The sequence below is a fragment of the Pseudomonas sp. 273 genome, from assembly GCF_029201425.1.
Classification (GTDB): Bacteria; Pseudomonadota; Gammaproteobacteria; order Pseudomonadales; family Pseudomonadaceae; genus Pseudomonas; species Pseudomonas delhiensis.
Genome location: NZ_CP116775.1, coordinates 563,487 through 583,763 on the forward strand (window position 1 = coordinate 563,487; position 20,277 = coordinate 583,763).

The window sequence follows — 20,277 nt, forward strand, 5'->3', positions numbered from 1 at the left end:
TGCAGGGTTCCTCGCGCCACGGCGGGCGGTCATTTGAGGTGCCGGCCGCCGTTGACGGTCAAGGTGGTGCCGGTGACGTAGGGGGTGTCCAGCAGGTAGCGGATGGCCTGGTAGACGACGTCCGGCCCGGGTTCGATGCCCAGGGCGGATTTCGCCAGGGTGCGCGCGCGGTAGTCGGCGTCGTCCCCGGTGTTGAACATGACCAGCGCCGGGGCGATGGTGTTGACCTTGATGCGCGGCGCGAAGCGCGCGGCGAAGGACAGCGTCAGGCTGTCCAGCCCGGCCTTGCTGGCGCAGTAGGCGACGTGCTTGGCGCTGCCCCTGCGCACCACGTCGTCGCTGACGTGGATGATGTCGGCCGGCTGCGAGCGCTCCAGCAGCGGCGCGCAGTGCAGGTTGATCAGGTAGGGGGCGAGCATGTGCACGCTGAACAGCGCGCGGAAGGCCTCGGCCTCGTGGCCGGGCGTCTCGGCGAGCCAGGTGGAGGCGTTGTGGACGATGGCGCGCAGGCTGTCGGTGTGGGCCTTGAGCGCGTCGATGAAGGCGAGGATGCCGGCCTCGTCGGCGAAGTCGCCGTGCAGGCAGGTCGCGCCGCGCTCGCGCAGTTGCTGCAGCCCGGGCTTCTCGCTGCGGTAGCTGACGATCACCGGTTGGCCCGCGTCGAGCAGGCGCAGGGCGCAGTGCAGGCCGACGCGCTGGCTGGCGCCGGTGATCAGGATGGGGGCCGGGGATGCGCTCATGCGAGCCTCGTGGCAGGTGGACGACGGCCGGCGGAGGCATATCCGAGCGGCGCGGTGGGAAAAAACTATACCAGCCCGGCGGCGCCGGCGAACACCCGTGGCCGGCTTGCGGCATAATGGGCGTTTGTCGCATGAACCGGGAGTTTCCATGAAAGTCGCCATTCTGTCCGGATCGGTCTACGGCACCGCCGAGGAGGTCGCGCGCCATGCCAAGCGCCTGCTGGAGGCCGCGGGCCTGCAGACCTGGTTCGAGCCGCGCGCCGGCCTGGACGCGCTGGTCGAGGCCGCGCCCGACGCCTTCCTGACGGTCACCTCGACCACCGGCCTGGGCGAACTGCCGGACAACATCCAGCCGCTGTACTACGCCCTGCGCGACCGCCTGCCGAACTGGCGCGGCCTGCCCGGCGCGGTGATCGGCCTGGGCGACTCCAGCTACGGCGACACCTATTGCGGCGGTGGCGAGCAGGTGCGCGAGCTGTACGCCGAGCTGGGCCTGCGCGAGGTGCTGCCGATGCTGCGCCTGGACGCCAGCGAGACGGTCACCCCGGAGACCGACGCCGAGCCCTGGATCGCCGATTTCATCGCTGCGTTGAAAGGCTGATCCATCCCCCGGCGTTGGCTGTGGCCCCGGCGTATCGGCGGATAACCGCGAACGGTTATCCGCCGTTTGGCCGTGATCCTCGGCGGCTCCGGGGTTGACCTTGGCGTTGGCTATGGCCCCGGTGTATCGGCGGATAACCGCGAACGGTTATTCGCCCTACGACGCGGGTAGGCCTGGTGTAGGGCGAATAACGCCTACGGCGTTATCCGCCGTTTGGCCGTGATCCTCGGCGGCTCCGGGGTTGACCTTGGCTTTGGCTGTGGCCCCGGCGTATCGGCGGATAACCGCGAACGGTTATTCGCCCTACGACGCGGGTAGGCCTGGTGTAGGGCGAATAACGCCTACGGCGTTATCCGCCGTTTGGCCGTGATCCTCGGCGGCTCCGGGGTTGACCTTGGCGTTGGCTATGGCCCCGGTGTATCGGCGGATAACCGCGAACGGTTATTCGCCCTACGGATGCAGCGGAAACTCCTCCAGCAGCGCCAGCCAGGCCTTGGCCGCGTGGGACAGGTAGGCGTCGCGGCGCCAGATGAAGCAGATGTCCCAGCGCAGGTCCGGTTCGCTCAGCAGCACCCGTGCCACCCCTGGCCGTACCACTTCCTCGGCCACCGCCCGTGGCAACAGCACCACGCCCTGGCCGGCGGCGACCAGCGCGCCGAGGAAGTCGGCCTGGCCGCTGCGGCCGCCCTCGCGGGGTTCGAAGCCGGCCTCGTGGCAGGCGCGCAGCAGGCGGTCGTTGAGGGTGAAGCTCTGCTGGTAGAGCAGGAACGGGGTGTCGGCCAGCTCGGCCAGGGCGATGCGCTCGCGCCCGGCCAGCGGGTGTTCGGCCGGCAGCAGGGCGTCCAGCGGTTCGTTGCAGAACCGCTGCCAGTCGAAGCCGGGGTCGCTGGGGTGAGGGCGCCGGCCAGTTCCAGTTCGCCGGCATGCACCGCCTGCTCCAGGCTCTTGCTGCCGCCTTCCACCAGGTGCACCTGGATGTGCGGGTAGCGCTTGCGGTACTCGGCGAAGCGCCAGGCGAACAGGGCGTCGGCGCCCAGTAGCGGCAGGCCCAGGCGCAGCTCGCCGCGCTTCATCTGGCTGAGGTCGTCCAGTTCGGTCAGCAGTTCGCGGCGCAGGCGCAGCATGTCCTCGGCGCGGCGCAGCACCACTTCGCCGGCGGCGGTCAGGCGCACGTGCGGGCCGCTGCGCTCCAGCAACTGCACCTGCAGGCTCTGCTCCAGCTGGGCCACCTGCTTGCTCACGGCCGACTGGCTGGCATGCAGGCGTACCGCGGCCTGGGTGAAGCTGCCCTGGCGCACCACCTCGACGAAGCTGCGTAGCTGCTTGAATTCCATTCTGGAATGGCTCCGATTCGAACAATTCGCTTTGGGGATAGTACCCCCGGGCTTAACCTGAGCGCCATCCACTCCGCAGCGCCACGCAGGCACCCGAAATGACTCGCCGCATCCTCCGACTGGGCTTCGAACTCGCCGTCCTCATCGCCTTCTGGTGGTTCGGCGGCTGGCTGGCCAGGGCCACCGGCCTGCCGCTGCCCGGCGGGGTGGTGGGGCTCGGCCTGCTGCTGGCGCTGTTCGCCAGCGGGGCGGTGCGCCCGGCCCTGCTGCAGGGCGGCGCCGGGCTGCTGCTGGCGGAGATGCTGCTGTTCTTCATCCCCGCGCTGATGAGCCTGCTGGACTACGGCCCGCTGCTGCGCAGCGAGGGCTGGAAGATATTGCTGGTGATCATGTGCAGCACCCTGCTGGTGATGCTGGTCACCGCGCTGTCGGTGGAAGGCATGTACCGCTGGAGGTCGCGCCATGAGTCTCGATAAGCAAGCCCTGTTCTGGTTGGCCCTGACCCTCGGCGGCTACCTGTTCAGCCGCCAGTTGTACAAGCGCGTGCGCTGGTACGGCTTCGCGCCCATCGTGTTCGTCCCGGTGCTGCTGTTCGCCGTGGCCATCCCGCTGCACGCCCGCTACGCCGACTACGCCCGCGATACCAACTGGCTGGTGGCGCTGCTGGGCCCGGCCACCGTGGCCTTCGCCGTGCCCATCTGGCAGCAGCGGGCGCTGCTCGCCCGGCACTGGCCGGCGCTGCTGGTGGGCATGTGCGCCGGCTCCGCGGTGGCCATCGGCAGCTCCTGGGCGCTGGCCAATGCCCTGGCCCTGGACGGCCAGGTGGCGCTGTCGCTGGTGCCGCGCTCGATCACCACGCCGCTGGCCATGGAGATGTCCCACGACCTGGGCGGGGTGCCGGAGCTGACCGCGGCCTTCGTGATGATCACCGGGGTGTTCGGCGCCCTGGCCGGCGGCCTGCTGATGAAGCTGCTGCCGCTGCGCTCGACCCTCGCCCGCGGCGCCCTGCTGGGCGTCGGCGCCCACGGCGCGGGCACCAGCCGGGCCTACGAGTTCGGCGGCGAGGAGGGTTCCACCGCCGGGCTGCTGATGATCCTCACCGGGCTGTTCAACCTGTTGCTGGCGCCCGCCGTCGCACTGGTCCTGTAGGAGCGAGGTGTCTTTCGCAGGATGGGTTGAGTTTACGAAACCCGTGCGGTCGTGGTGATGGGTATCGCTTCGCTCCACCCATCCTACAAGGCTGGCAGAGTGCGGTTCGCGAGCAAGCTCGCTCCTACCATTCAACTCCTAAGATGCGACTGTCAGACCTCCGACAGTCGCGCCGCTCCCGGCTGACTAGACTGGCCCCATCGAACAACAACAACCGATGAGGACCGCCCCATGAACGCCGCCGCTCCCGCACCCTCCGTGAAAGACCAGGTCTCCGAGGCCGAATGGCAGACCCGCGTCGACCTCGCCGCCTGCTACCGGCTGATCGCCCTGCACGGCTGGGACGACCTGATCTTCACCCACATCTCGGCCAAGGTCCCGGGCACCGAGGACTTCCTCATCAACCCCTACGGCATGATGTTCCACGAGATCACCGCCTCCAGCCTGGTGAAGGTGGACCTGGCCGGCAGGAAGCTGATGGACAGCCCCTACGACATCAACCCGGCCGGCTACACCATCCACAGCGCCGTGCACGAGGTGCGCCACGACGTCGGTTGCGTGCTGCACATCCACACCCCCGCCGGCATCGCCGTGTCGGCGCAGAAGAACGGCCTGCTGCCGCTGTCGCAGCAATCGCTGTTCGTGCTCTCCAGCCTGGCCTACCACGGCTACGAGGGCGTGGCCCTGAACCACGACGAGAAGGCCCGCCTGCAGGCCGACCTGGGCGACAAGAACTTCATGATCCTGCCCAACCACGGCCTGCTGACCGCCTTCGGCACCGTCGCCGACGCCTTCCTCGGCATGTTCACCCTGCAGCGCGCCTGCGAGGCGCAGATCATGGCGCAGAGCGGCGGCGGCGAGCTGATCCACATCCCGCAGCAGATCCTCGACGGCGCCCGGGCGATGCTCGCCGGGGTGATGAAGACCTCCCAGGGCATGGGCGGGCAGCTGGCCTGGCCGGCGCTGCTGCGCAAGCTCGACCTGCAGAACCCCGGCTACCGCGACTGATGGCCGGCATCGCCATCCCCCTGCGCGACTGGCGCGCGCAGGGGCGCAGCTTCGACTTCCACGGCCACGCCATCCGTTACTGGGAGGCCGGCGCCGGCGAGCCTCTGCTGCTGATCCACGGCTTCCCCAGCGCCTCCTGGGACTGGAACAAGCTGTGGCAACCGCTGGCCGGGCGCTACCGGGTGATCGCCTGCGACATGCTCGGCTTCGGCGACTCGGCCAAGCCGCGCGGCCACGCCTACCGCATCCACGAGCAGGCCGACCTGCAGCAGGCGCTGCTGGCCCACCTGGAGCTGCGCGGGCCGCTGCACCTGCTGGTCCACGACTACGGCAACAGCGTCGGCCAGGAACTGCTGGCGCGGCACCTCGAAGGACGCATCCAGCTGGCCTCGGTGGTGTTCCTCAATGGCGGGCTGTTCCCCGAGACGCACCGCCCGGTGCTCTCGCAGAAGCTGCTGCTCAGCCCCCTGGGCGGCTTCTTCGGGCGCTTCTTCGACCGTGGCAAGCTGGCCGCCAACTTCGCCAAGGTGTTCGGCCCGCGCACCCGGCCGAGCGAGGAGGAACTGGACGCCTTCTGGAGCCTGATCGCCTGCAACGACGGGCCGAAGGTGATGCACCGGCTGATCCACTACATCCTCGACCGCCGCGAACACCGCGAGCGCTGGGTCGGCGCCATGCAGCGCGCCGGCGTGCCGCTGCGGCTGATCGACGGGCCGCTGGACCCGATCTCCGGCGCGCACATGGTCGAGCGCTACCGCCAGTTGATCCCGCAGCCGGACACGGTGATGCTCGACGGCATCGGCCACTACCCGCAGACCGAGGCGCCGGAGCAGGTGCTGGCGCACTACCTGGCGTTCCGCGCGCGCCTGGCCGGGCAGGTGCAGCCGGCGGCCTGAAGGGGCCGCCGGCATCATCCCCGGACCTTATCGGGGCATATTCAGCCCCGGCGTCTTGGTTGTGACCGTCAAACGTCTGTTTGACACTCCGTAGCCATCAACCTGCCTGGGAGTACCAACCATGAGTGATGCCGTTCGTTTCGACGACAAGGTCGTGATCGTCACCGGTGCCGGCGGCGGTCTCGGCCGTGCCCACGCCCTGTTGTTCGCCAGGCATGGCGCCAAGGTGGTGGTGAACGACCTGGGCGGCAGCACCCACGGCGAGGGCGCCAACGCTTCGGCGGCCGACCGCGTGGTGGCGGAGATCCGCGCCGCCGGCGGCACCGCCATCGCCAACCACGACTCGGTGACCGACGGCGAGAACATCGTGCGCCAGGCCGTGGAAGCCTTCGGCCGCGTCGACGTGGTGGTGAACAACGCCGGCATCCTGCGCGACAAGACCTTCCACAAGATGGAGGACGCCGACTGGGACCTGGTCTACAAGGTCCATGTCGAGGGCGCCTACAAGGTCACCCGCGCCGCCTGGCCGCTGATGCGCGAGCAGGGCTACGGGCGGGTGATCTTCACCGCCTCCACCTCGGGCATCTACGGCAACTTCGGGCAGAGCAACTACGGCATGGCCAAGCTCGGCCTCTACGGCCTGACCCGCACCCTGGCCCTGGAAGGCCGCAAGAACAACATCCTGGTCAACGCCATCGCCCCCACCGGCGGCACCCGCATGACCGAGGGGCTGATCCCGCCGCAGGTGTTCGAGCAGCTCAAGCCCGAGCTGGTCAGCCCGCTGGTGGTCTACCTGGGTAGCGAAGCCTGCCAGGACACCTCCGGCCTCTATGAAGTGGGCGGCGGCTGGATGGGCAAGGTGCGCTGGGAGCGCAGCCTGGGCTTCGGCTTCGACCCGCGCGAAGGCTTCGATGCCGAGGACGTGGCGGCGCACTGGCAGCAGATCAGCAGCTTCGAGAACGCGGTGCACCCGGCGGACAACGTCGAGGCCCTGCGCGAGATGATGGCCAACCTGCAGAAATACGTCGGCTGATCGCGACAGCCTGACGGGCGGAACGGCCAGGGTGCTGCTCCGCGCTCCGTGACGCAGTAAGGTGGAGGGCCGGCGCAAGTCGGCCTTCGTCCTTTCCGTCAGCCTGGAGTCCAGCATGAGCGTGATCGTCGAGCACAACGGCCCGGTAACCACCCTGATCATCGATCGTCCCGAGGCGCGCAACGCCGTCGACCGGCCCACCGCCGACGCCCTGGCCGAGGCCCTGCGCGCCTTCGAGGCCGACGAGCAGGCGAAGGTGGCGGTGCTCACCGGCGCCGGCGGCACCTTCTGCGCCGGCGCGGACCTCACTGCGGTGGCGCAGGACAGCGAACGGCGCAACCGCCTGGAAAACGAAGGCGACGCCCCCATGGGCCCCAGCCGCATGCAGCTGAACAAGCCACTGATCGCCGCCATCGAGGGCTACGCGGTGGCCGGCGGCCTGGAGCTGGCGCTGCTCGCCGACCTGCGGGTGATGGCCGAGGACGCGGTATGCGGGGTGTTCTGCCGGCGCTTCGGCGTGCCGCTGATCGACGGCGGCACCGTGCGCCTGCCGCGCATCATCGGCCAGGGCAGGGCGCTGGACCTGATCCTCACCGGCCGCCCGGTGGCCGCCCAGGAAGCCCTGGGCATGGGCCTGGCCAACCGCGTGGTGGCCAAGGGCGAGGCCCGCGCCGCCGCCGAGGACCTGGCCCGGCAGATCGCCGACTTCCCCCAGGCCTGCATGCTGGCCGACCGCGGCAGCGTCTACGCGCAGTGGAACCAGTCGTTCGACGTGGCCATGGCCAACGAATTCCAGGGAGGGCTGATGGTGATCCTCAGTGGCGAGACCCAGGCCGGGGCGCAACGCTTTGCGCGGGGCGAAGGGCGGCACGGGAAGTTTTGAGGGGTGGGGCGGGGTTGCTTTTCGTAGGAGCGAGCTTGCTCGCGAACGGTGTTTCCCGGCGGCTCTGGTGTGTTGGGTTGACTCCGTTCCCTCTCCCCAGCCCTCTCCCTGAAGGGAGAGGGGGCTAGTCCGTGCCGAGAGGAGGAGTGGTTTCAGCCGGTAATTATTGTGCTAGCCGGCTAACGCCGAGATATCAGCATCTGCCCAACGGTCCCCTCTCCCTTCAGGGAGAGGGTTAGGGAGAGGGAAAGGCGCTACCCTCATGCCGCGGCGTTCCAGGAAACACCATTCGCGAGCAGCCCCGTAGGGCGAATAACCGTTCGCGGTTATCCGCCGCCGGCCGGTGCGCCGGTGCCGAGGGCAATGGCGGATAACGCCGTAGGCGTTATGCGCCCTACGTGGCGAACCCTGGGAATCAGCGCTTGATGATCACGTACGTCTTGCGCACCGTCTCCTGGATGTCCCACACCCCCAGGCTGTTCTGCGGCAGCAGGAAGGCGTCGCCGGCCTGGAAGGCGATGGGCTCGCCGTCGTCCGGAGTGAAGGTGCCGCGGCCGCTGATGAAGTGGCAGAACTCCTGCTCGACGATCTGCCGGCGCCAGCGGCCCGGGGTGCATTCCCAGATGCCGGTGTCGACCTGGTCGGGGCGTTCCACTTCGGTCACGCGGGTGTGCGAGACGGGCTCGCCCAGGGGTACGGCGACCGGGTTGGCTTCGCCCAGGGGCGCGTTGGGGGTGTCCTTGAGGTGGGTGATCTTCATCGGGGCTCCAGGGTGTCGGTGGGAAAGGGGCGGCCGGCGTTTCAGCCGACCTTCCAGGTCATCAGGCCTTCCATGCTGGCGGCCAGCTTTTCCGCCAGCTGCCGGCGCCAGGCCGGGGTATGGGGGTTGGCCAGCACCTCGTCCTCGTGGACGAAGCTGCGGATGATCGCGTTGTAGCCCAGCCAGCGGCACGGCTCGGGCTCCCAGGCGCGCAGGGCGTCGGTCAGGGCGCGGTCGTGGATCACCCAGGGTTGGCGGGTTTCCGGGGTTTCCTGGCCGAGGATCAGGTCGGCCAGGGTGCGCCCGCCCAGGTTGGTGGCGCCCACGCCCTCGCCGCCGTAGCCGCCGGACAGGGCGATGCCGTTGCGGCGGTCGACCAGCATGTGCGGGTGGAAGCGCCGCGACATGCCCAGGTTGCCGCCCCAGGTGTGGGTGATCTTCACGTCCCTGAGCTGCGGGAAGAGTTCGCCGAACAGGTAGCGGCGCAGGCCGACCTCGTCGTCGGTGAGGCTGAAGTCGCTGCGCAGCTTGCCGCCGAAGCGGTAGCCGCCGCGGGCGCCGAAGGCCAGGCGGTTGTCCAGGGTGCGCTGGCCGTAGGTGACCTGGCGGCTGAACTCGCTGAAGGCCTGGCCGCGTTCCAGGCCGATCTCCGCCCATACCGATTCCGGCAGCGGTTCGGTGGCCACCAGCAGGCTCTGCACCGGCAACTGGTAGTTGCCCAGGGGGGGCAGGGCGGCGGCGTAGCCTTCCACCGCCGGCACTATCCACTGGGCCTTCACGCTGCCCTTGTCGGTGCGCAGCAGGCCGGGCTGCCAGTGGCTGACGCGGCTTTTCTCGAACAGTTGCACGCCCATGCGCTCCACGGCCCGGGCCAGGCCGCGGGCCAGCCTGGCCGGGTCGATGGTGGCGCAGTGCGGTGTGTAGATCGCACCCAGCGCGCTGGGGATGCGCAACTGCTCGGCCAGTTCGGCCTTCGACAGCCAGCGGTAGTCGTCCTCGCCCAGGCCTTCGTGGCGCAGGTCGGCCAGGTACTGGCGCAGGCGCCGTTCCTGCTCCGGGTAGCGCGCCGCGCAGTAGAGCGCGCCGCCCTTGCGGTAGTCGCAGTCGATGCCTTCGCGCGCCAGCACGCCGGCCACCTCGTCGGGGATGCCGTGCAGCAGGTCCCAGCTCTCGCGGCGGCGCGGCTCGGGCAGCTTGCCCACCAGGCGGTCCTCGCCCAGCAGCGCGCCCATCAGCCAGCCGCCGTTGCGCCCGGAGGCGCCGAAGCCGGCGGTCTCGGCCTCGAGAATGGCGACCTTCAGCTGCGGCGCGCGGCGCTTCAGGTAGTAGGCCGTCCACAGCCCGGTGTAGCCGGCGCCGACGATGGCCACGTCGACGTCCAGGGCGCCTTCCAGGGCCGGGCGCGCGATGAAGTCGTCATCCAGTTGGTTCATCCACAGGCTGATATGGCGCCATGCCGACATAGGGGCGACTCCGGGCAGAAGGGTGATGGGGAATGTGCGCAAGCCTAGAAGCGCCCGGCATTCCTGTCGTGCGCGCGGGTACGCGGGGAAAAGCCGGGGGCGTGGCGTTGTCAGGAGGATTGTAGGAGCGGGCCCTGCCCGCGATTCGCGCGCAGGGCGCGCTCCTACGAAGAGCGCCTCGGCGTTACGGGGTTTCCATGCGCTTGAGGTATTCCCGCGGCGACAGCCCGGTCTGCTGGCGGAAGCAGCGGTAGAAGGCCGACAGCGAGTTGAAGCCGGCGGAGAAGGCCAGCTCGTCGATGCGCGCCGAGGTGGCCGGGCGCAGTTGCTCCAGCAGGTGCTGCAGGCGCTTCTGGTTGACGTACTGGTAGAAGCTCAGGCCCATCACCTGGTTGAGCAGGTAGGAAATCTGGTTGCGCGTGTAGCCGGTGGCGCCGGCCACCTGGGACAGGTCCAGGTCCGGCGCCAGGTACGGCTGGGCCTTGTGGAAGTATTCTTCCAGGTCGCCGGCCAGTTGGCTGAGCTGGCGTGGCGACAGGCCCAGGCGGCTGGCCGGCGGGCGGCTGTCGGCGGCGGTGCGCCCGGCGCCCGGCGCGTCCTCGCGGACCAGGGTGGCGTATTCGTTGATGCGCCAGATCAGCCCGTCGCGCACGCTGATGGCTTCGCTGGAGTGGAACACCGCCAGGCGCCCGCTGAGGGTGATGGCGGTGCGGTACTGGATGAAGGCCGTGTCGCCGTCCACGCGGATGCGGTCGATGTGGTCGAGGAACTCGTCCGGGCGGCTGGGCATGGTCTGGCTGACGTACTCGCGCAGGTCCGCCAGGCCCATGCGGCGGTTCTGGAAGTAGTCGTTGTATTCCACCTCGGGATGGTAGAGCGCCAGCGCCGCGTCCAGGTCGCGGCGCTTCCAGCTGTCGTGGTAGCGCTGCACCACGTCGCGGGTGCTCGGGGTGAGGTGGCCGTCGGCCGGGGTCGGGTGGGTCGCTTGCATGGCGCACAGGATGCCGCAGAGCGGCGCGCTCGGGTAGGGGGGAGGGGGTGACGTCATCCAGCTGCCGCATGACGGGCCATGCCTGGCGTCAATGGTGGCCGCCCGGGGCCGTCGCAGAGGGGGGATTCACTCTTTCGGCTGAACGTGCAAATACCTCCTTGGTGCGCTTGGTCGCGCGGCACCCGGCTGAGTAGCGTGTAGCCGCCTAGACACCGTCAGGAGTGCCGAATGACAACAAAAACAAGGCGCGTATCGTTCCAACCGAAACTGCTGGCCGCCGCTGTAGCCCTGGGTTGCGCCACCCAGGCCGGGGCCGTCTCGTTCAACATCGGGGAAATCGAGGGACAGCTCGATTCGACGCTGTCCGTGGGGGCCAGCTGGGGGCTGCGCGACGCCGACTCGGAATACGTCGGCGCCCGCAACGGTGGCCGCGCCTCGTCGCAGACGTCCGACGACGGCCGCCTCAACTTCAAGAAGGGCGAGACCTTCTCGAAGATCTTCAAGGGCATCCATGACCTGGAGCTGAAGTACGGCGACACCGGCGTCTTCGTCCGGGGCAAGTACTGGTACGACTTCGAGCTGAAGGACGAGCACCGCGAGCTCTACGACATCAGCGACGAAGGCCGCAGCATGGGCGCGCGTTCCTCCGGCGCCGAGCTGCTCGACGCCTTCATCTACCACAAGTACAGCATCGGCGACCTACCCGGCACCGTGCGCCTGGGCAAGCAGGTGGTGAGCTGGGGCGAGAGCACCTTCATCCAGAACTCCATCAACAGCATCAACCCGGTCGACGTCGCCGCCTTCCGCCGACCCGGCGCGGAGATCAAGGAAGGCCTGATCCCGGTGAGCATGTTCTACATGTCCCAGGGCCTGACCGACAGCCTCACCGCCGAGGGCTTCTACCAGCTGAAGTGGGAGAAGACGGTGGTGGACAACTGCGGCACCTTCTTCTCCACCACCGACGTCGCCGCCAACGGCTGCAACAAGCTGGCCTTCGCCGGCAGCGACTTCGACCCCGACCCGGCCAGCGGCTACCGCTACCTGGCGCGCACCGGCGACAACACGCCGAGCGACGGCGGCCAGTGGGGCCTGGCCCTGCGCTGGTACGCGGCGGAGCTGAACGACACCGAGTTCGGCGCGTACGTGATGAACTACCACAGCCGCAACCCGGTCTTCAGCACCGTCGCCGGCCAGGGCCTGGCCACCGCCGACCCGGTCACCGGCGCGGCCAGCGCGCAGTACCTGATCGAGTACCCGGAAGACATCCGCCTCTACGGCCTGAGCTTCCAGACCAACATCGGCGGCACCTCGGTGGCCGGCGAGGTCAGCTACCGGCCGAACATGCCGCTGCAGCTCAACAGCACCGACCTGACCGTGGCCGCGCTCTACCCGACCACGCTGTTCGGCAACCCCATCTACTCCAGCGGCTTCGCCACGCCCAGCGCCGGCGAGGTGATCCACGGCTACGTGCGCAAGCCGGTGACCCAGGCACAGGTGACCGTGACGCAGTTCTTCGACCAGGTGCTGGCGGCCGACCGCCTGACCCTGGTGGGCGAGGTGGGCTACAACCACATCAGCGGCATCGACGACAGCGAGTTACGCTTCGGCCGCGACTCCATCTGGGGGATCGGCGAGTTGCCCAACAACTCCCTGTGCCAGGGCCTGCTGAACACCGCCAACCCCGGCGAGTGCAACAACAAGGGCTTCTACACCACCAGCAGCTGGGGCTACCGCCTGCGCGGCATCCTCGACTACCCCAACGTGATCGCCGGCATCAACCTCAAGCCGAACCTGGCCTGGTCCCACGACGTGCACGGCTACGGGCCGAACTTCAGCGAGGGCGCCAAGGCGGTCAGCGTCGGCCTGGATGCGGACTACCAGAACACCTATACCGCCAGCATCAGCTATACCGATTTCTTCGGTGGCGATTACAACCCGATCAACGATCGCGACTTCATCGCCGTCAGCTTCGGCGTGAACTTCTGATCGGCCAGTCAAGGACAGGAAAGATGAACAAGATACGAATCCTGCAATGCGGCGCCCTGGCCCTGAGCCTGCTTTCCGGTGCCGTGATGGCGGCGGTGTCGGCGGACGAGGCGGCCAAGCTCGGCACCAGCCTCACGCCCATGGGCGCGCAGAAGGAAGGCAATGCCGACGGCAGCATCCCGGCCTGGACCGGCGGCATCGACAAGAGCGCCGGCAGCGAGGACGCCCGCGGCTTCCTCAGCGACCCCTTCGCCGGCGAGAAGCCGCTGTTCACCATCACCGCGCAGAACGTCGACCAGTACAAGGACAAGCTCACCGATGGCCAGGTGGCGCTGTTCAAGCGCTACCCGGACACCTACCGCATCCCGGTGTACAAGACCCACCGCACCTTCTCGCAGCCGGCGGAAATCTACCAGGCGGTGAAGACCAGCGCGGTCAACGTGCAGCCGATCAACGACGGCAACGGCCTGGCCAACTTCGACAAGAGCCGCTACTACGCCTTCCCGCTGCCGAAGAACGGCGTCGAGGTGTTGTGGAACCACATCACCCGCTACCGCGGCGGCAACCTGGCGCGCACCGTGGTCCAGGTCACCCCGCAGACCAACGGCAGCTACACGCCGATCCGCTTCGAGGAGACCGTGGCCTTCCCGCAGAACATGGGTGACGTCGACCTCGCCAAGGTCAGTAACATCCTCCTGTACTTCAAGCAGTCGGTAACGGCGCCGGCACGCCTGGCCGGTAACGTGCTGCTGGTCCACGAGACCCTCGACCAGGTCAAGGAGCCGCGCCTGGCGTGGATCTACAACGCCGGCCAACGCCGCGTGCGGCGCGCCCCGCAGGTGGCCTACGACGGCCCCGGCACCGCCGCCGACGGCCTGCGCACCTCGGACAACTTCGACATGTTCTCCGGCGCCCCGGACCGTTACGACTGGAAACTGGTGGGCAAGAAGGAGCTGTACATCCCCTACAACAGCTACAAGCTGGGCCTGCCCACCTACAAGTACGACGACATCGTCAAGGCCGGCCACCTCAACCAGGACCTGACCCGCTACGAACTGCACCGCGTGTGGGAAGTGGTGGGCACCGTGAAGCCGGGCGAGCGGCACATCTACGCCAAGCGCCACATGTACATCGACGAGGACAGCTGGCAGATCGCCGAGGTCGACCACTACGACGGCCGTGGCCAGCTGTGGCGCGTCTCCGAAGGCCACCAGATGTTCAACTACGTGCACCAGGCCGGTGGCTACGTGCCGGAGGTGATCTACGACGTGATCGCCGGCCGCTACCTGGCCCTGGGCCTGTTCAACGAGGAGAAGAACGGCTACCGCTTCGGCATCAAGGCCAGCATGGCCGACTACACCCCGGCGGCGCTGCGCAACGAAGGCGTGCGCTGAGCCGGGCCATGGCCGGCGGCGGCGAGGGCTGCCGCCGGCCATGTACCCTTCTGTAATGCCAAAGGATGATATGTCGCTACATACATCCGGCTGATAGCCCTTCCCTGGGGGCGGCCCGCTGACTAGTCTCGAACGTCAGGATCGGTCGGACCCCTGCCCATGATCGACGCTGCCACCCCGCTCGCCTCGCTACCCCGTCTGCCACCGCAGCACCTGCCGCGCGCACGCCTGCGCCAGGCCCTGCTGCACGAGGAACATCGCCTGCGCCTGCTGCTCGCCCCCTGGGGCATGGCAAGACCGTGCTGCTGGGCGAGTGCGCCCGCGCCGCGCCGGCGGGCACCCGCGTCGCCTGGCTGGCGCTGGGCGGCGAGCCGCTCGACGCCGCGGCCCTGTGCCGGCGCCTGGGCGAGGCCCTGGGCCTGGGCGCGGCCGGCGAGGCCGAGGTGCTGGGCCGCCTGCGCGACTGCCGCGAGCCGCTGTGGATCATGCTCGACGACTACCCCCGCGAACCCGATGCCGCCCTGGACGCCTGCCTCGACCGGCTGCTGGCCCAGGCCTCGCCCTGGGTGTCCTGGTGGCTGGCCAGCCGGCGGCGCCCGGCGTGCAACCTGGCGCGCCTGCTGCTGGAGGGCGAACTGCTGGAACTGGGCGAGGCGGAACTGGGCTTCGATGCCGCCGAGCTGGAGGCCTTCCTGCTGCGCAACGGCCGCGACTGGCCGGAGGAACTGCGCCTGGCGCTGCTGGAACAGACCGATGGCTGGTGCGCCGGGGTACGCCTGCGCCTGCTCGGCTGGCCGGCCGAGGCGGGCACGCCCTCGTCCGGGCAACTGGCCGAGGCCGGCCGCCCGCTGCTGCGCGAATACCTGCAGCGGGAAATCCTCGACGCCCTGCCCACGCCGCAGGCGGAGGTGCTTTGCGACCTGGCACGGCTCACCCGCTGCTGCACCTCCCTGGCCGAATACCTCTTCGAGGAACAGCCCGGCATCCTCGACGCCCTGCTGGAGCGCGGTGTCGGCCTGCATCGGGAGGAGGGCGCCGGCGCCTGGTACCGCCTGCCGCCGCTGCTGGCCGGCGAACTCGCCGACATGGGCCACGGCTCGCCCTGCGGCCTGCACCGTCGGGCCTGCCAGTGGTACAGCCAGCAGGGCGACCTCCACGCCGCCTTCGAGCATGCGCTGCGCGCCGACCAGCCCGACGTCGCCGCCAGCCTGCTGCAGCGCCTGACCGAAGACCAGCTGCTGCAGGGGCACAACGTCGCCCGGGTGCTGCGCCTGCGCGAGGAACTGCCGGAAGAACTGCTGTCGAGCACGCCGCGCCTGCTGATCCTCAACACCTGGGCGCTGCTCTTCGCCGGGCGCCTGGACGAGGTGGAGACGCTGCTGGAACGCTTCGCCCGCTTCCTGCCGATGCCCAGCGCGGCCCGCCAGCGCACCCTGGTGGCGCAGTGGCTGGGCCTGGCCGGCATGCTCGCCCACGCCCGTGGCCAGCGCGAGGCCGCGCCGCTGCTGCAGGCGGCCCTGGACGACCTGCCGGACGAGGCCTGGTCGCAGCGCCTGCTCTGCCTGTCCGGCCTCGGCCAGGTGGCGCTGATCGACGGCCACCTGGACGCGGCGCGCCTGCTCAACCGCGACGCCCTCAAGCTGGCCCGCGCCCAGGGCAGCGCCATCTTCGAGGCCTACCTGGAGATCGACCACGCCTACCTGCTGGCCCAGCGCGGCGAGCTGCTGCGCGCCGAGACCCTGCTGCGCCGCGTGCTCGACACCCTGGCCGAGCAACGCCAGGCCGGTTGCCCGGTGGCCAGCCGCGCGCAATTGCGCCTGGGCTGGCTGTGCTACCACCAGGCGCGCCCGGCCGAGGCGCGCCAACTGCTGCAGGAGGGCCTGCGCGGCGCCCGCCGCAGCCTCGACTCCTGCGTCATCTACGGCTACATCGGCCTGGCGATGCTGGATGCGCGCCAGGGGCTGTTCGACAGCGCCTTCAACCGCCTGCTCGAAGCCGAGCGGCAGATGCAGCTGCAGCACGTGCCCGAGGCGGTCTACCGCGGCCCGCTGCTGCTGGCCAGCGGCACCCTGAGCCTGCGCCAGGGGCGCACCGCCCAGGCGCGGGAAATCTTCAGCCGGGTGCTGGGCCGCTACCGCGAGGATGGCCGCAGCGCACCGGCCTCGGCGGCGGACCTGCTGCTGCGGGTGGAGTGCCAGCTGGCCCTGGTCGATGCCCAGGACGGCCAGGTGCAGCGGGCGCTGGAGCGGCTTGGCGCGATGCTGACGGACATGCGCCGGCAGGGGCGCATGGCGCTGGTCTGCGAGATCCTCCTGGGGCTGGCGCTGGCCCACGCCGCCGCCGGCGCCGACGAGCAGGCGCGGGCCTGCTGGCAGGAGGGCCTGCACCTGGCCCGCCACCACGGGCTGGAAACGATACTGGACGACGCCCGCCGGCACCTGCCGGAACGCTTCGCCGAACAGGCCGGCGAGCGCTCCGCGCCGCTGCTCAGCCTGCGCGAACTGTCGGTGCTGGAACTCATCGCCCGCGGCTGCTCGAACCTGGAGATCGGCGAACGGCTGTTCATCTCCCTGCACACCGTGAAGACCCACGCCTGGCGCATCAACGGCAAGCTCGGCGTCGAACGCCGCACCCAGGCCGTGGCCCGGGCCAAGGAGCTGGGGCTGCTGAAGGCGTGAAGGGCGGATAACCGCGAACGGTTATTCTCTCTACGTCACGGGTGGGCCTGGCGTAGGGCGAATAACGCCTACGGCGTTATCCGCCGTTTGACCGTGACCCTCGGCGGCCCCGGGGTTGACCTGGGCATTGGCCGTGGCCCCGGCGCATCGGCGGATAACCGCGAACGGTTATTCGCCCTACGCCACGGGTGGGCCCGGCGTAGAGCGAATAACGCCTACGGCGTTATCCGCCGTTTGACCGTGACCCTCGGCGGCCCCGGGGTTGACCTGGGCATTGGCTATGGCCCCGGCGCATCGGCGGATAACCGCGAACGGTTATTCGCCCTACGTCACGGGTGGGCCCGGCGTAGAGCGAATAACGCCTACGGCGTTATCCGCCGTTTGACCGTGATCCTCGGCGGCCCCGGGGTTGACCTGGGCATTGGCCGTGGCCCCGGCGCATCGGCGGATAACCACGAACGGTTATTCGCCCTACGTCACGGGTGGGCCTGGCGTAGGGCGAATAACGCCTACGGCGTTATCCGCCGTTTGACCGTGACCCTCGGCGGCCCCGGGGTTGATCTGGGCATTGACTGTGGCCCCGGCGTATCGGCGGATAACCGCGAACGGTTATTCGCCCTACAACCCATGCGATTGCTTGCTTCAGTGCAACGCCTTCTTCTGCACCTCGATCGCCTCGATGCGCTGGCCCAGGCGCAGTTGCACGGCCGGGTCGTCGCTCAGCAGCAGGGCGCGCTCCAGGTCGTAGCGCTCGGCCTGGGGGCATTCCAGCTGGTGGTAGAGGTCTGCGCGGGCCAGGTGGTCGGCGGCGTTGGCCGCGCCCAGTTCCAGCACGCGCTGGGCGTCCTTCAGGGCGGCCAGGTGTTCGCCGGCGCTCTGGTGCAGCTGGCGCAGGTTGCGCGACAGGCGCTGGAGCATCTCGCGCGGCTCGGCGCTGCGCAGGAAGGCGGCGCTCAGCTCCACGTTCGGGCCCAGGTGGCGGGCCAGCAGGTCGCGGCAGTCGCGGGGGTAGAGGCGGCGGCCGGTGGTGGGGTCGAGCAGGTGGTCGGCGCCGGGCACGCGCAGCAGGAAGCGCGCGGGGAAGTTCACCCCCTGCAGGGCGATGCCCAGGCGGCGCGCCAGCTCCAGGGCGACCAGCGCCAGCGACAGCGGCTGCCCGCGGCGCCGCTGCAGGACCTGGGGCAGCAGGGCGGCGCGGGCCAGCAGGGGCACGTTGTCGTCCTCGGCGAAGCCCAGCTCGCTCAGCCGGCGCAACAGCAGCTGGGCCTGCTCGGTGTCGCTGGTGGCCACCGGCAGCGTCGCCTGCAGTTGCCGCTCCAGCTCGTCGAGCACGCGCAGGGACTGCGCGGGCGGCAGGTGCGGCTCGTGCTCGGCGGCTATCCACAGGGCCGCCTCGAACAGCGCTGGTGGCTCCAGGGCAAGGCAGGCGAGGCAGGCTTGGCGCGGGTCCATGGCGTTCTCCGGCTGATACTGCGTTTTACCCGCAGCGCCGGGGCGCCGTCCAGCGCCGCCGCGGCTGGTCGTCGGCGGCGCCGCTGGCCCGCGGCGCCTCTGCCTATACTGAGGGAGCCGGCCGCGGCAGGAGCCGCCGGCCGGCTTCCACGCGCCAGCAAGGGAGCACCGCCATGTTCGACATGATGGAAGCCACCCGGCTAGAGAAACTGCACCTCGCCTACGACCCGGCCACCGGGCTGCGGGCCGTCATCGCCATCCACAGCACCCGCCTGGGCCCGGCCTTGGGTGGCTGCCGCTACCTGCCCTATCCCAACGACGAGGCCGCGCTGCGCGACGCCGCGCGCCTGGCCCAGGGCATGAGCTACAAGGCGGCCCTGGCCGGCCTGCGCCAGGGCGGCGGCAAGGCGGTGATCCTGCGCGCGCCCCACGTGGACAACCGCGGCGCGCTGTTCGAAGCCTTCGGCCGCTTCATCGAGTCCCTCGGCGGGGCCTACGTCACCGCGGTGGACAGCGGCACTTCCAGCGCCGACATGGACTGCATCGCCCAGCACACCGAGCACGTCACCAGCACCACCCGCGGCGGCGACCCCTCGCCGCACACCGCGCTGGGCGTGTTCGCCGGCATCCGCGCCAGCGCCCAGGCGCGCCTGGGCAGCGACGACCTGGAGGACCTGCGCATCGCCGTGCAGGGGCTGGGCCACGTGGGCTTCGCGCTGTGCGAGCACCTGCACGCGGCCGGCGCCGAGCTGCTGGTCAGCGACCTGGACCCGGGCAAGGTGCAACTGGCCGTGGAACAGTTCGGCGCCCAGCCCATCGCCAACGAGGCGCTGCTGACCACGCCCTGCGACATACTCGCGCCCTGCGGCCTGGGCGGGGTGCTCAGCTCGCCGGTGGTGGCGCAGCTGCGTTGCGCGGTGGTGGCCGGCGCGGCGAACAACCAGCTGGCGCACCCGGACGTGGCCGACGAGCTGGAGGCCCGCGGCATCCTCTACGCGCCGGACTACGTGATCAATTCCGGCGGGCTGATCTACGTCGCCCTGCAGCACCAGGGCCAGGAACTGCCGGCGATCACCGCGCACCTGGCGCAGATCGGCAACCGCCTCACCGAGGTGTTCGCCCACGCCCAGGCCGACCACCGCTCGCCGGCGCGGGTGGCTGACATGCTTGCAGAGCGGATTCTCTACGGGCATGGGGGATGACCGGCTGCAGTAGGGGCATTGGGATAGACGCCCTGTAGGAGCGCGCCCTGCGCGCGATTTCGCGGGCAGGGCCCGCTCCTACAGGGGAATACCGAAGGTGGGGCGGCGTAGGAGCGGATTCATCCGCGATCCGGCCGGCAGGCCGGTGTGCGCCGGTGATCGCGGACGGAGTCCGCTCCTACGAAGGGCGTAGGGCGTATAACCGTTCGCGGTTATACGCCGATACGCCGGGGCCACAGCCAATGCCCAGGTCAACCTCGGAGCCGCCGGGGATCAATGGCCAAACGGCGGATAACGCTGACGCGTTATGCGCCCTACGAAAGGTCTTTCCGGGCGTGGCTCATTCCCCTTCCGCGAACAGTTCTCCGAGGGCGTCGGGCTGGTTCTTGAAGGCGCGGGCGAAGGTGTCGCGGTGGCGGGCCATGAAGATGCCGACTTCCTCCACCTGCTCCTCGTTCAGCGAGGGCACCGCCTTGTGCAGGACGGCGGCGAGGTTCTCCGCCAGTTCGAGCATCTTGTCGTGCCGGTCGGCTTCTGCCTTATCCATGAACAGGCGCTCCGGATCGCGGCTGCTGCGGTACACCACTTCGACGGCCATTCATCACCTCGTATGCCTTCTTGCTGTCTGGGGGGAATAAGTACTGTTTATTTATACAGTTAAGCATAAGGCAATCGCCCGGCTCCTGGGAAGAGGGGAATTGCAGAAG

At 69.5% G+C, this 20,277-nt stretch carries 17 protein-coding genes and 2 pseudogenes; 11 read left to right on the forward strand and 8 right to left on the reverse strand.

Annotation, left to right across the window (positions count from 1 at the left end):
• Positions 1–29 precede the first annotated feature (29 nt).
• The gene (gene folM, locus PKO50_RS02640) at positions 30–740 is read right to left on the reverse strand and encodes a dihydromonapterin reductase (protein WP_109932167.1); all 711 of its coding nucleotides are present in this window, start codon (positions 738–740) and stop codon (positions 30–32) included.
• Between the two features lie 148 nt (positions 741–888).
• Here folM and PKO50_RS02645 point away from each other — a divergent pair, with 148 nt between their 5' ends.
• Positions 889–1,341: a flavodoxin gene (locus tag PKO50_RS02645; protein WP_275628729.1), complete on the forward strand. Its 453-nt coding sequence runs from the start codon at positions 889–891 to the stop codon at positions 1,339–1,341.
• A 450-nt stretch (positions 1,342–1,791) separates the two neighbouring features.
• Here the strand turns inward: PKO50_RS02645 and PKO50_RS02650 are convergent, their stop codons facing one another.
• Together PKO50_RS02650 and PKO50_RS02655 are read right to left on the reverse strand one after the other, a co-directional pair.
• Positions 1,792–2,187 (reverse strand): LysR substrate-binding domain-containing protein, encoded by a 396-nt coding sequence (locus PKO50_RS02650; protein ID WP_275630417.1) that lies wholly within the window; start codon positions 2,185–2,187, stop codon positions 1,792–1,794.
• A 26-nt stretch (positions 2,188–2,213) separates the two neighbouring features.
• Positions 2,214–2,675, reverse strand: a pseudogene (locus PKO50_RS02655) (LysR family transcriptional regulator); the annotation flags it as partial.
• Between the two features lie 98 nt (positions 2,676–2,773).
• On the opposite strand from PKO50_RS02655, the gene PKO50_RS02660 reads away from it, so the two are divergent.
• The 6 genes from PKO50_RS02660 (at position 2,774) to PKO50_RS02685 (ending at position 7,644) form a co-directional block, all read left to right on the forward strand.
• Complete coding sequence (locus PKO50_RS02660) at positions 2,774–3,151, forward strand: CidA/LrgA family protein (protein ID WP_089389616.1); 378 nt, start codon at positions 2,774–2,776, stop codon at positions 3,149–3,151.
• On the forward strand, positions 3,138–3,824 hold the full coding sequence (locus PKO50_RS02665) for an LrgB family protein (RefSeq protein WP_275628730.1): 687 nt from the start codon (positions 3,138–3,140) through the stop codon (positions 3,822–3,824). The genes PKO50_RS02660 and PKO50_RS02665 overlap by 14 nt, the downstream gene beginning before the upstream one ends.
• A 231-nt stretch (positions 3,825–4,055) precedes the next feature.
• Complete coding sequence (locus PKO50_RS02670) at positions 4,056–4,832, forward strand: class II aldolase/adducin family protein (RefSeq protein ID WP_109932174.1); 777 nt, start codon at positions 4,056–4,058, stop codon at positions 4,830–4,832.
• Complete coding sequence (locus PKO50_RS02675) at positions 4,832–5,728, forward strand: alpha/beta hydrolase (protein WP_109932176.1); 897 nt, start codon at positions 4,832–4,834, stop codon at positions 5,726–5,728. Before PKO50_RS02670 ends, PKO50_RS02675 begins: the two co-directional genes overlap by 1 nt.
• A 121-nt stretch (positions 5,729–5,849) precedes the next feature.
• Positions 5,850–6,761, forward strand: coding sequence for an SDR family oxidoreductase (locus PKO50_RS02680; RefSeq protein ID WP_109932178.1), 912 nt, complete (start codon positions 5,850–5,852; stop codon positions 6,759–6,761).
• 115 nt (positions 6,762–6,876) lie between these two features.
• Positions 6,877–7,644, forward strand: a complete 768-nt coding sequence (locus tag PKO50_RS02685) for a crotonase/enoyl-CoA hydratase family protein (RefSeq protein WP_275628731.1) — start codon at positions 6,877–6,879, stop codon at positions 7,642–7,644.
• A gap of 415 nt (positions 7,645–8,059) precedes the next feature.
• On the opposite strand, the gene PKO50_RS02690 is transcribed toward PKO50_RS02685, so the two are convergent.
• The 3 genes from PKO50_RS02690 to PKO50_RS02700 form a co-directional block, all read right to left on the reverse strand.
• Positions 8,060–8,404: a cupin domain-containing protein gene (locus PKO50_RS02690; RefSeq protein WP_275628732.1), complete on the reverse strand. Its 345-nt coding sequence runs from the start codon at positions 8,402–8,404 to the stop codon at positions 8,060–8,062.
• A 41-nt stretch (positions 8,405–8,445) separates the two neighbouring features.
• Positions 8,446–9,867, reverse strand: a complete 1,422-nt coding sequence (locus PKO50_RS02695; protein WP_275628733.1) for an FAD-binding oxidoreductase — start codon at positions 9,865–9,867, stop codon at positions 8,446–8,448.
• Between the two features lie 184 nt (positions 9,868–10,051).
• Positions 10,052–10,858, reverse strand: coding sequence for a nuclear transport factor 2 family protein (locus tag PKO50_RS02700; protein ID WP_256595932.1), 807 nt, complete (start codon positions 10,856–10,858; stop codon positions 10,052–10,054).
• A gap of 228 nt (positions 10,859–11,086) precedes the next feature.
• Here PKO50_RS02700 and PKO50_RS02705 point away from each other — a divergent pair, with 228 nt between their 5' ends.
• The 3 genes and pseudogenes from PKO50_RS02705 (at position 11,087) to PKO50_RS02715 (ending at position 16,916) form a co-directional block, all read left to right on the forward strand.
• Positions 11,087–12,844 (forward strand): DUF1302 domain-containing protein, encoded by a 1,758-nt coding sequence (locus PKO50_RS02705; RefSeq protein ID WP_109933330.1) that lies wholly within the window; start codon positions 11,087–11,089, stop codon positions 12,842–12,844.
• A 23-nt stretch (positions 12,845–12,867) separates the two neighbouring features.
• Positions 12,868–14,238 (forward strand): DUF1329 domain-containing protein, encoded by a 1,371-nt coding sequence (locus tag PKO50_RS02710; RefSeq protein WP_275628734.1) that lies wholly within the window; start codon positions 12,868–12,870, stop codon positions 14,236–14,238.
• A 159-nt stretch (positions 14,239–14,397) separates the two neighbouring features.
• A pseudogene (locus tag PKO50_RS02715) lies at positions 14,398–16,916 on the forward strand (LuxR C-terminal-related transcriptional regulator).
• Positions 16,917–17,558: 642 nt separating this feature from the next.
• Here PKO50_RS02715 and PKO50_RS02720 read toward each other — a convergent pair.
• The gene (locus PKO50_RS02720) at positions 17,559–18,368 is read right to left on the reverse strand and encodes a transglutaminase family protein (RefSeq protein WP_275628736.1); all 810 of its coding nucleotides are present in this window, start codon (positions 18,366–18,368) and stop codon (positions 17,559–17,561) included.
• A gap of 173 nt (positions 18,369–18,541) precedes the next feature.
• Here PKO50_RS02720 and PKO50_RS02725 point away from each other — a divergent pair, with 173 nt between their 5' ends.
• Positions 18,542–19,570 carry a Glu/Leu/Phe/Val dehydrogenase dimerization domain-containing protein gene (locus tag PKO50_RS02725; protein WP_089389836.1) on the forward strand — a complete coding sequence of 343 codons (1,029 nt, stop codon included), beginning with the start codon at positions 18,542–18,544 and terminating at the stop codon, positions 19,568–19,570.
• A gap of 340 nt (positions 19,571–19,910) precedes the next feature.
• Here the strand turns inward: PKO50_RS02725 and PKO50_RS02730 are convergent, their stop codons facing one another.
• Positions 19,911–20,168 carry a YebG family protein gene (locus PKO50_RS02730; RefSeq protein ID WP_009616064.1) on the reverse strand — a complete coding sequence of 86 codons (258 nt, stop codon included), beginning with the start codon at positions 20,166–20,168 and terminating at the stop codon, positions 19,911–19,913.
• Positions 20,169–20,277: the final 109 nt, after the last annotated feature.

What these genes read in the sequence shown, in the direction of transcription:
- PKO50_RS02690 (WP_275628732.1), bottom strand. Translation starts at nt 8,404, where the DNA reads ATGAAGATCACCCACCTCAAGGACACCCCCAACGCGCCCCTGGGCGAA.
- PKO50_RS02725 (WP_089389836.1), top strand. Translation starts at nt 18,542, where the DNA reads ATGTTCGACATGATGGAAGCCACCCGGCTAGAGAAACTGCACCTCGCC.
- PKO50_RS02720 (WP_275628736.1), bottom strand. Translation starts at nt 18,368, where the DNA reads ATGGACCCGCGCCAAGCCTGCCTCGCCTGCCTTGCCCTGGAGCCACCA.
- PKO50_RS02685 (WP_275628731.1), top strand. Translation starts at nt 6,877, where the DNA reads ATGAGCGTGATCGTCGAGCACAACGGCCCGGTAACCACCCTGATCATC.
- PKO50_RS02665 (WP_275628730.1), top strand. Translation starts at nt 3,138, where the DNA reads ATGAGTCTCGATAAGCAAGCCCTGTTCTGGTTGGCCCTGACCCTCGGC.
- folM (WP_109932167.1), bottom strand. Translation starts at nt 740, where the DNA reads ATGAGCGCATCCCCGGCCCCCATCCTGATCACCGGCGCCAGCCAGCGC.
- PKO50_RS02645 (WP_275628729.1), top strand. Translation starts at nt 889, where the DNA reads ATGAAAGTCGCCATTCTGTCCGGATCGGTCTACGGCACCGCCGAGGAG.
- PKO50_RS02700 (WP_256595932.1), bottom strand. Translation starts at nt 10,858, where the DNA reads ATGCAAGCGACCCACCCGACCCCGGCCGACGGCCACCTCACCCCGAGC.
- PKO50_RS02730 (WP_009616064.1), bottom strand. Translation starts at nt 20,168, where the DNA reads ATGGCCGTCGAAGTGGTGTACCGCAGCAGCCGCGATCCGGAGCGCCTG.
- PKO50_RS02705 (WP_109933330.1), top strand. Translation starts at nt 11,087, where the DNA reads ATGACAACAAAAACAAGGCGCGTATCGTTCCAACCGAAACTGCTGGCC.
- PKO50_RS02670 (WP_109932174.1), top strand. Translation starts at nt 4,056, where the DNA reads ATGAACGCCGCCGCTCCCGCACCCTCCGTGAAAGACCAGGTCTCCGAG.
- PKO50_RS02695 (WP_275628733.1), bottom strand. Translation starts at nt 9,867, where the DNA reads ATGTCGGCATGGCGCCATATCAGCCTGTGGATGAACCAACTGGATGAC.
- PKO50_RS02675 (WP_109932176.1), top strand. Translation starts at nt 4,832, where the DNA reads ATGGCCGGCATCGCCATCCCCCTGCGCGACTGGCGCGCGCAGGGGCGC.
- PKO50_RS02660 (WP_089389616.1), top strand. Translation starts at nt 2,774, where the DNA reads ATGACTCGCCGCATCCTCCGACTGGGCTTCGAACTCGCCGTCCTCATC.
- PKO50_RS02680 (WP_109932178.1), top strand. Translation starts at nt 5,850, where the DNA reads ATGAGTGATGCCGTTCGTTTCGACGACAAGGTCGTGATCGTCACCGGT.
- PKO50_RS02710 (WP_275628734.1), top strand. Translation starts at nt 12,868, where the DNA reads ATGAACAAGATACGAATCCTGCAATGCGGCGCCCTGGCCCTGAGCCTG.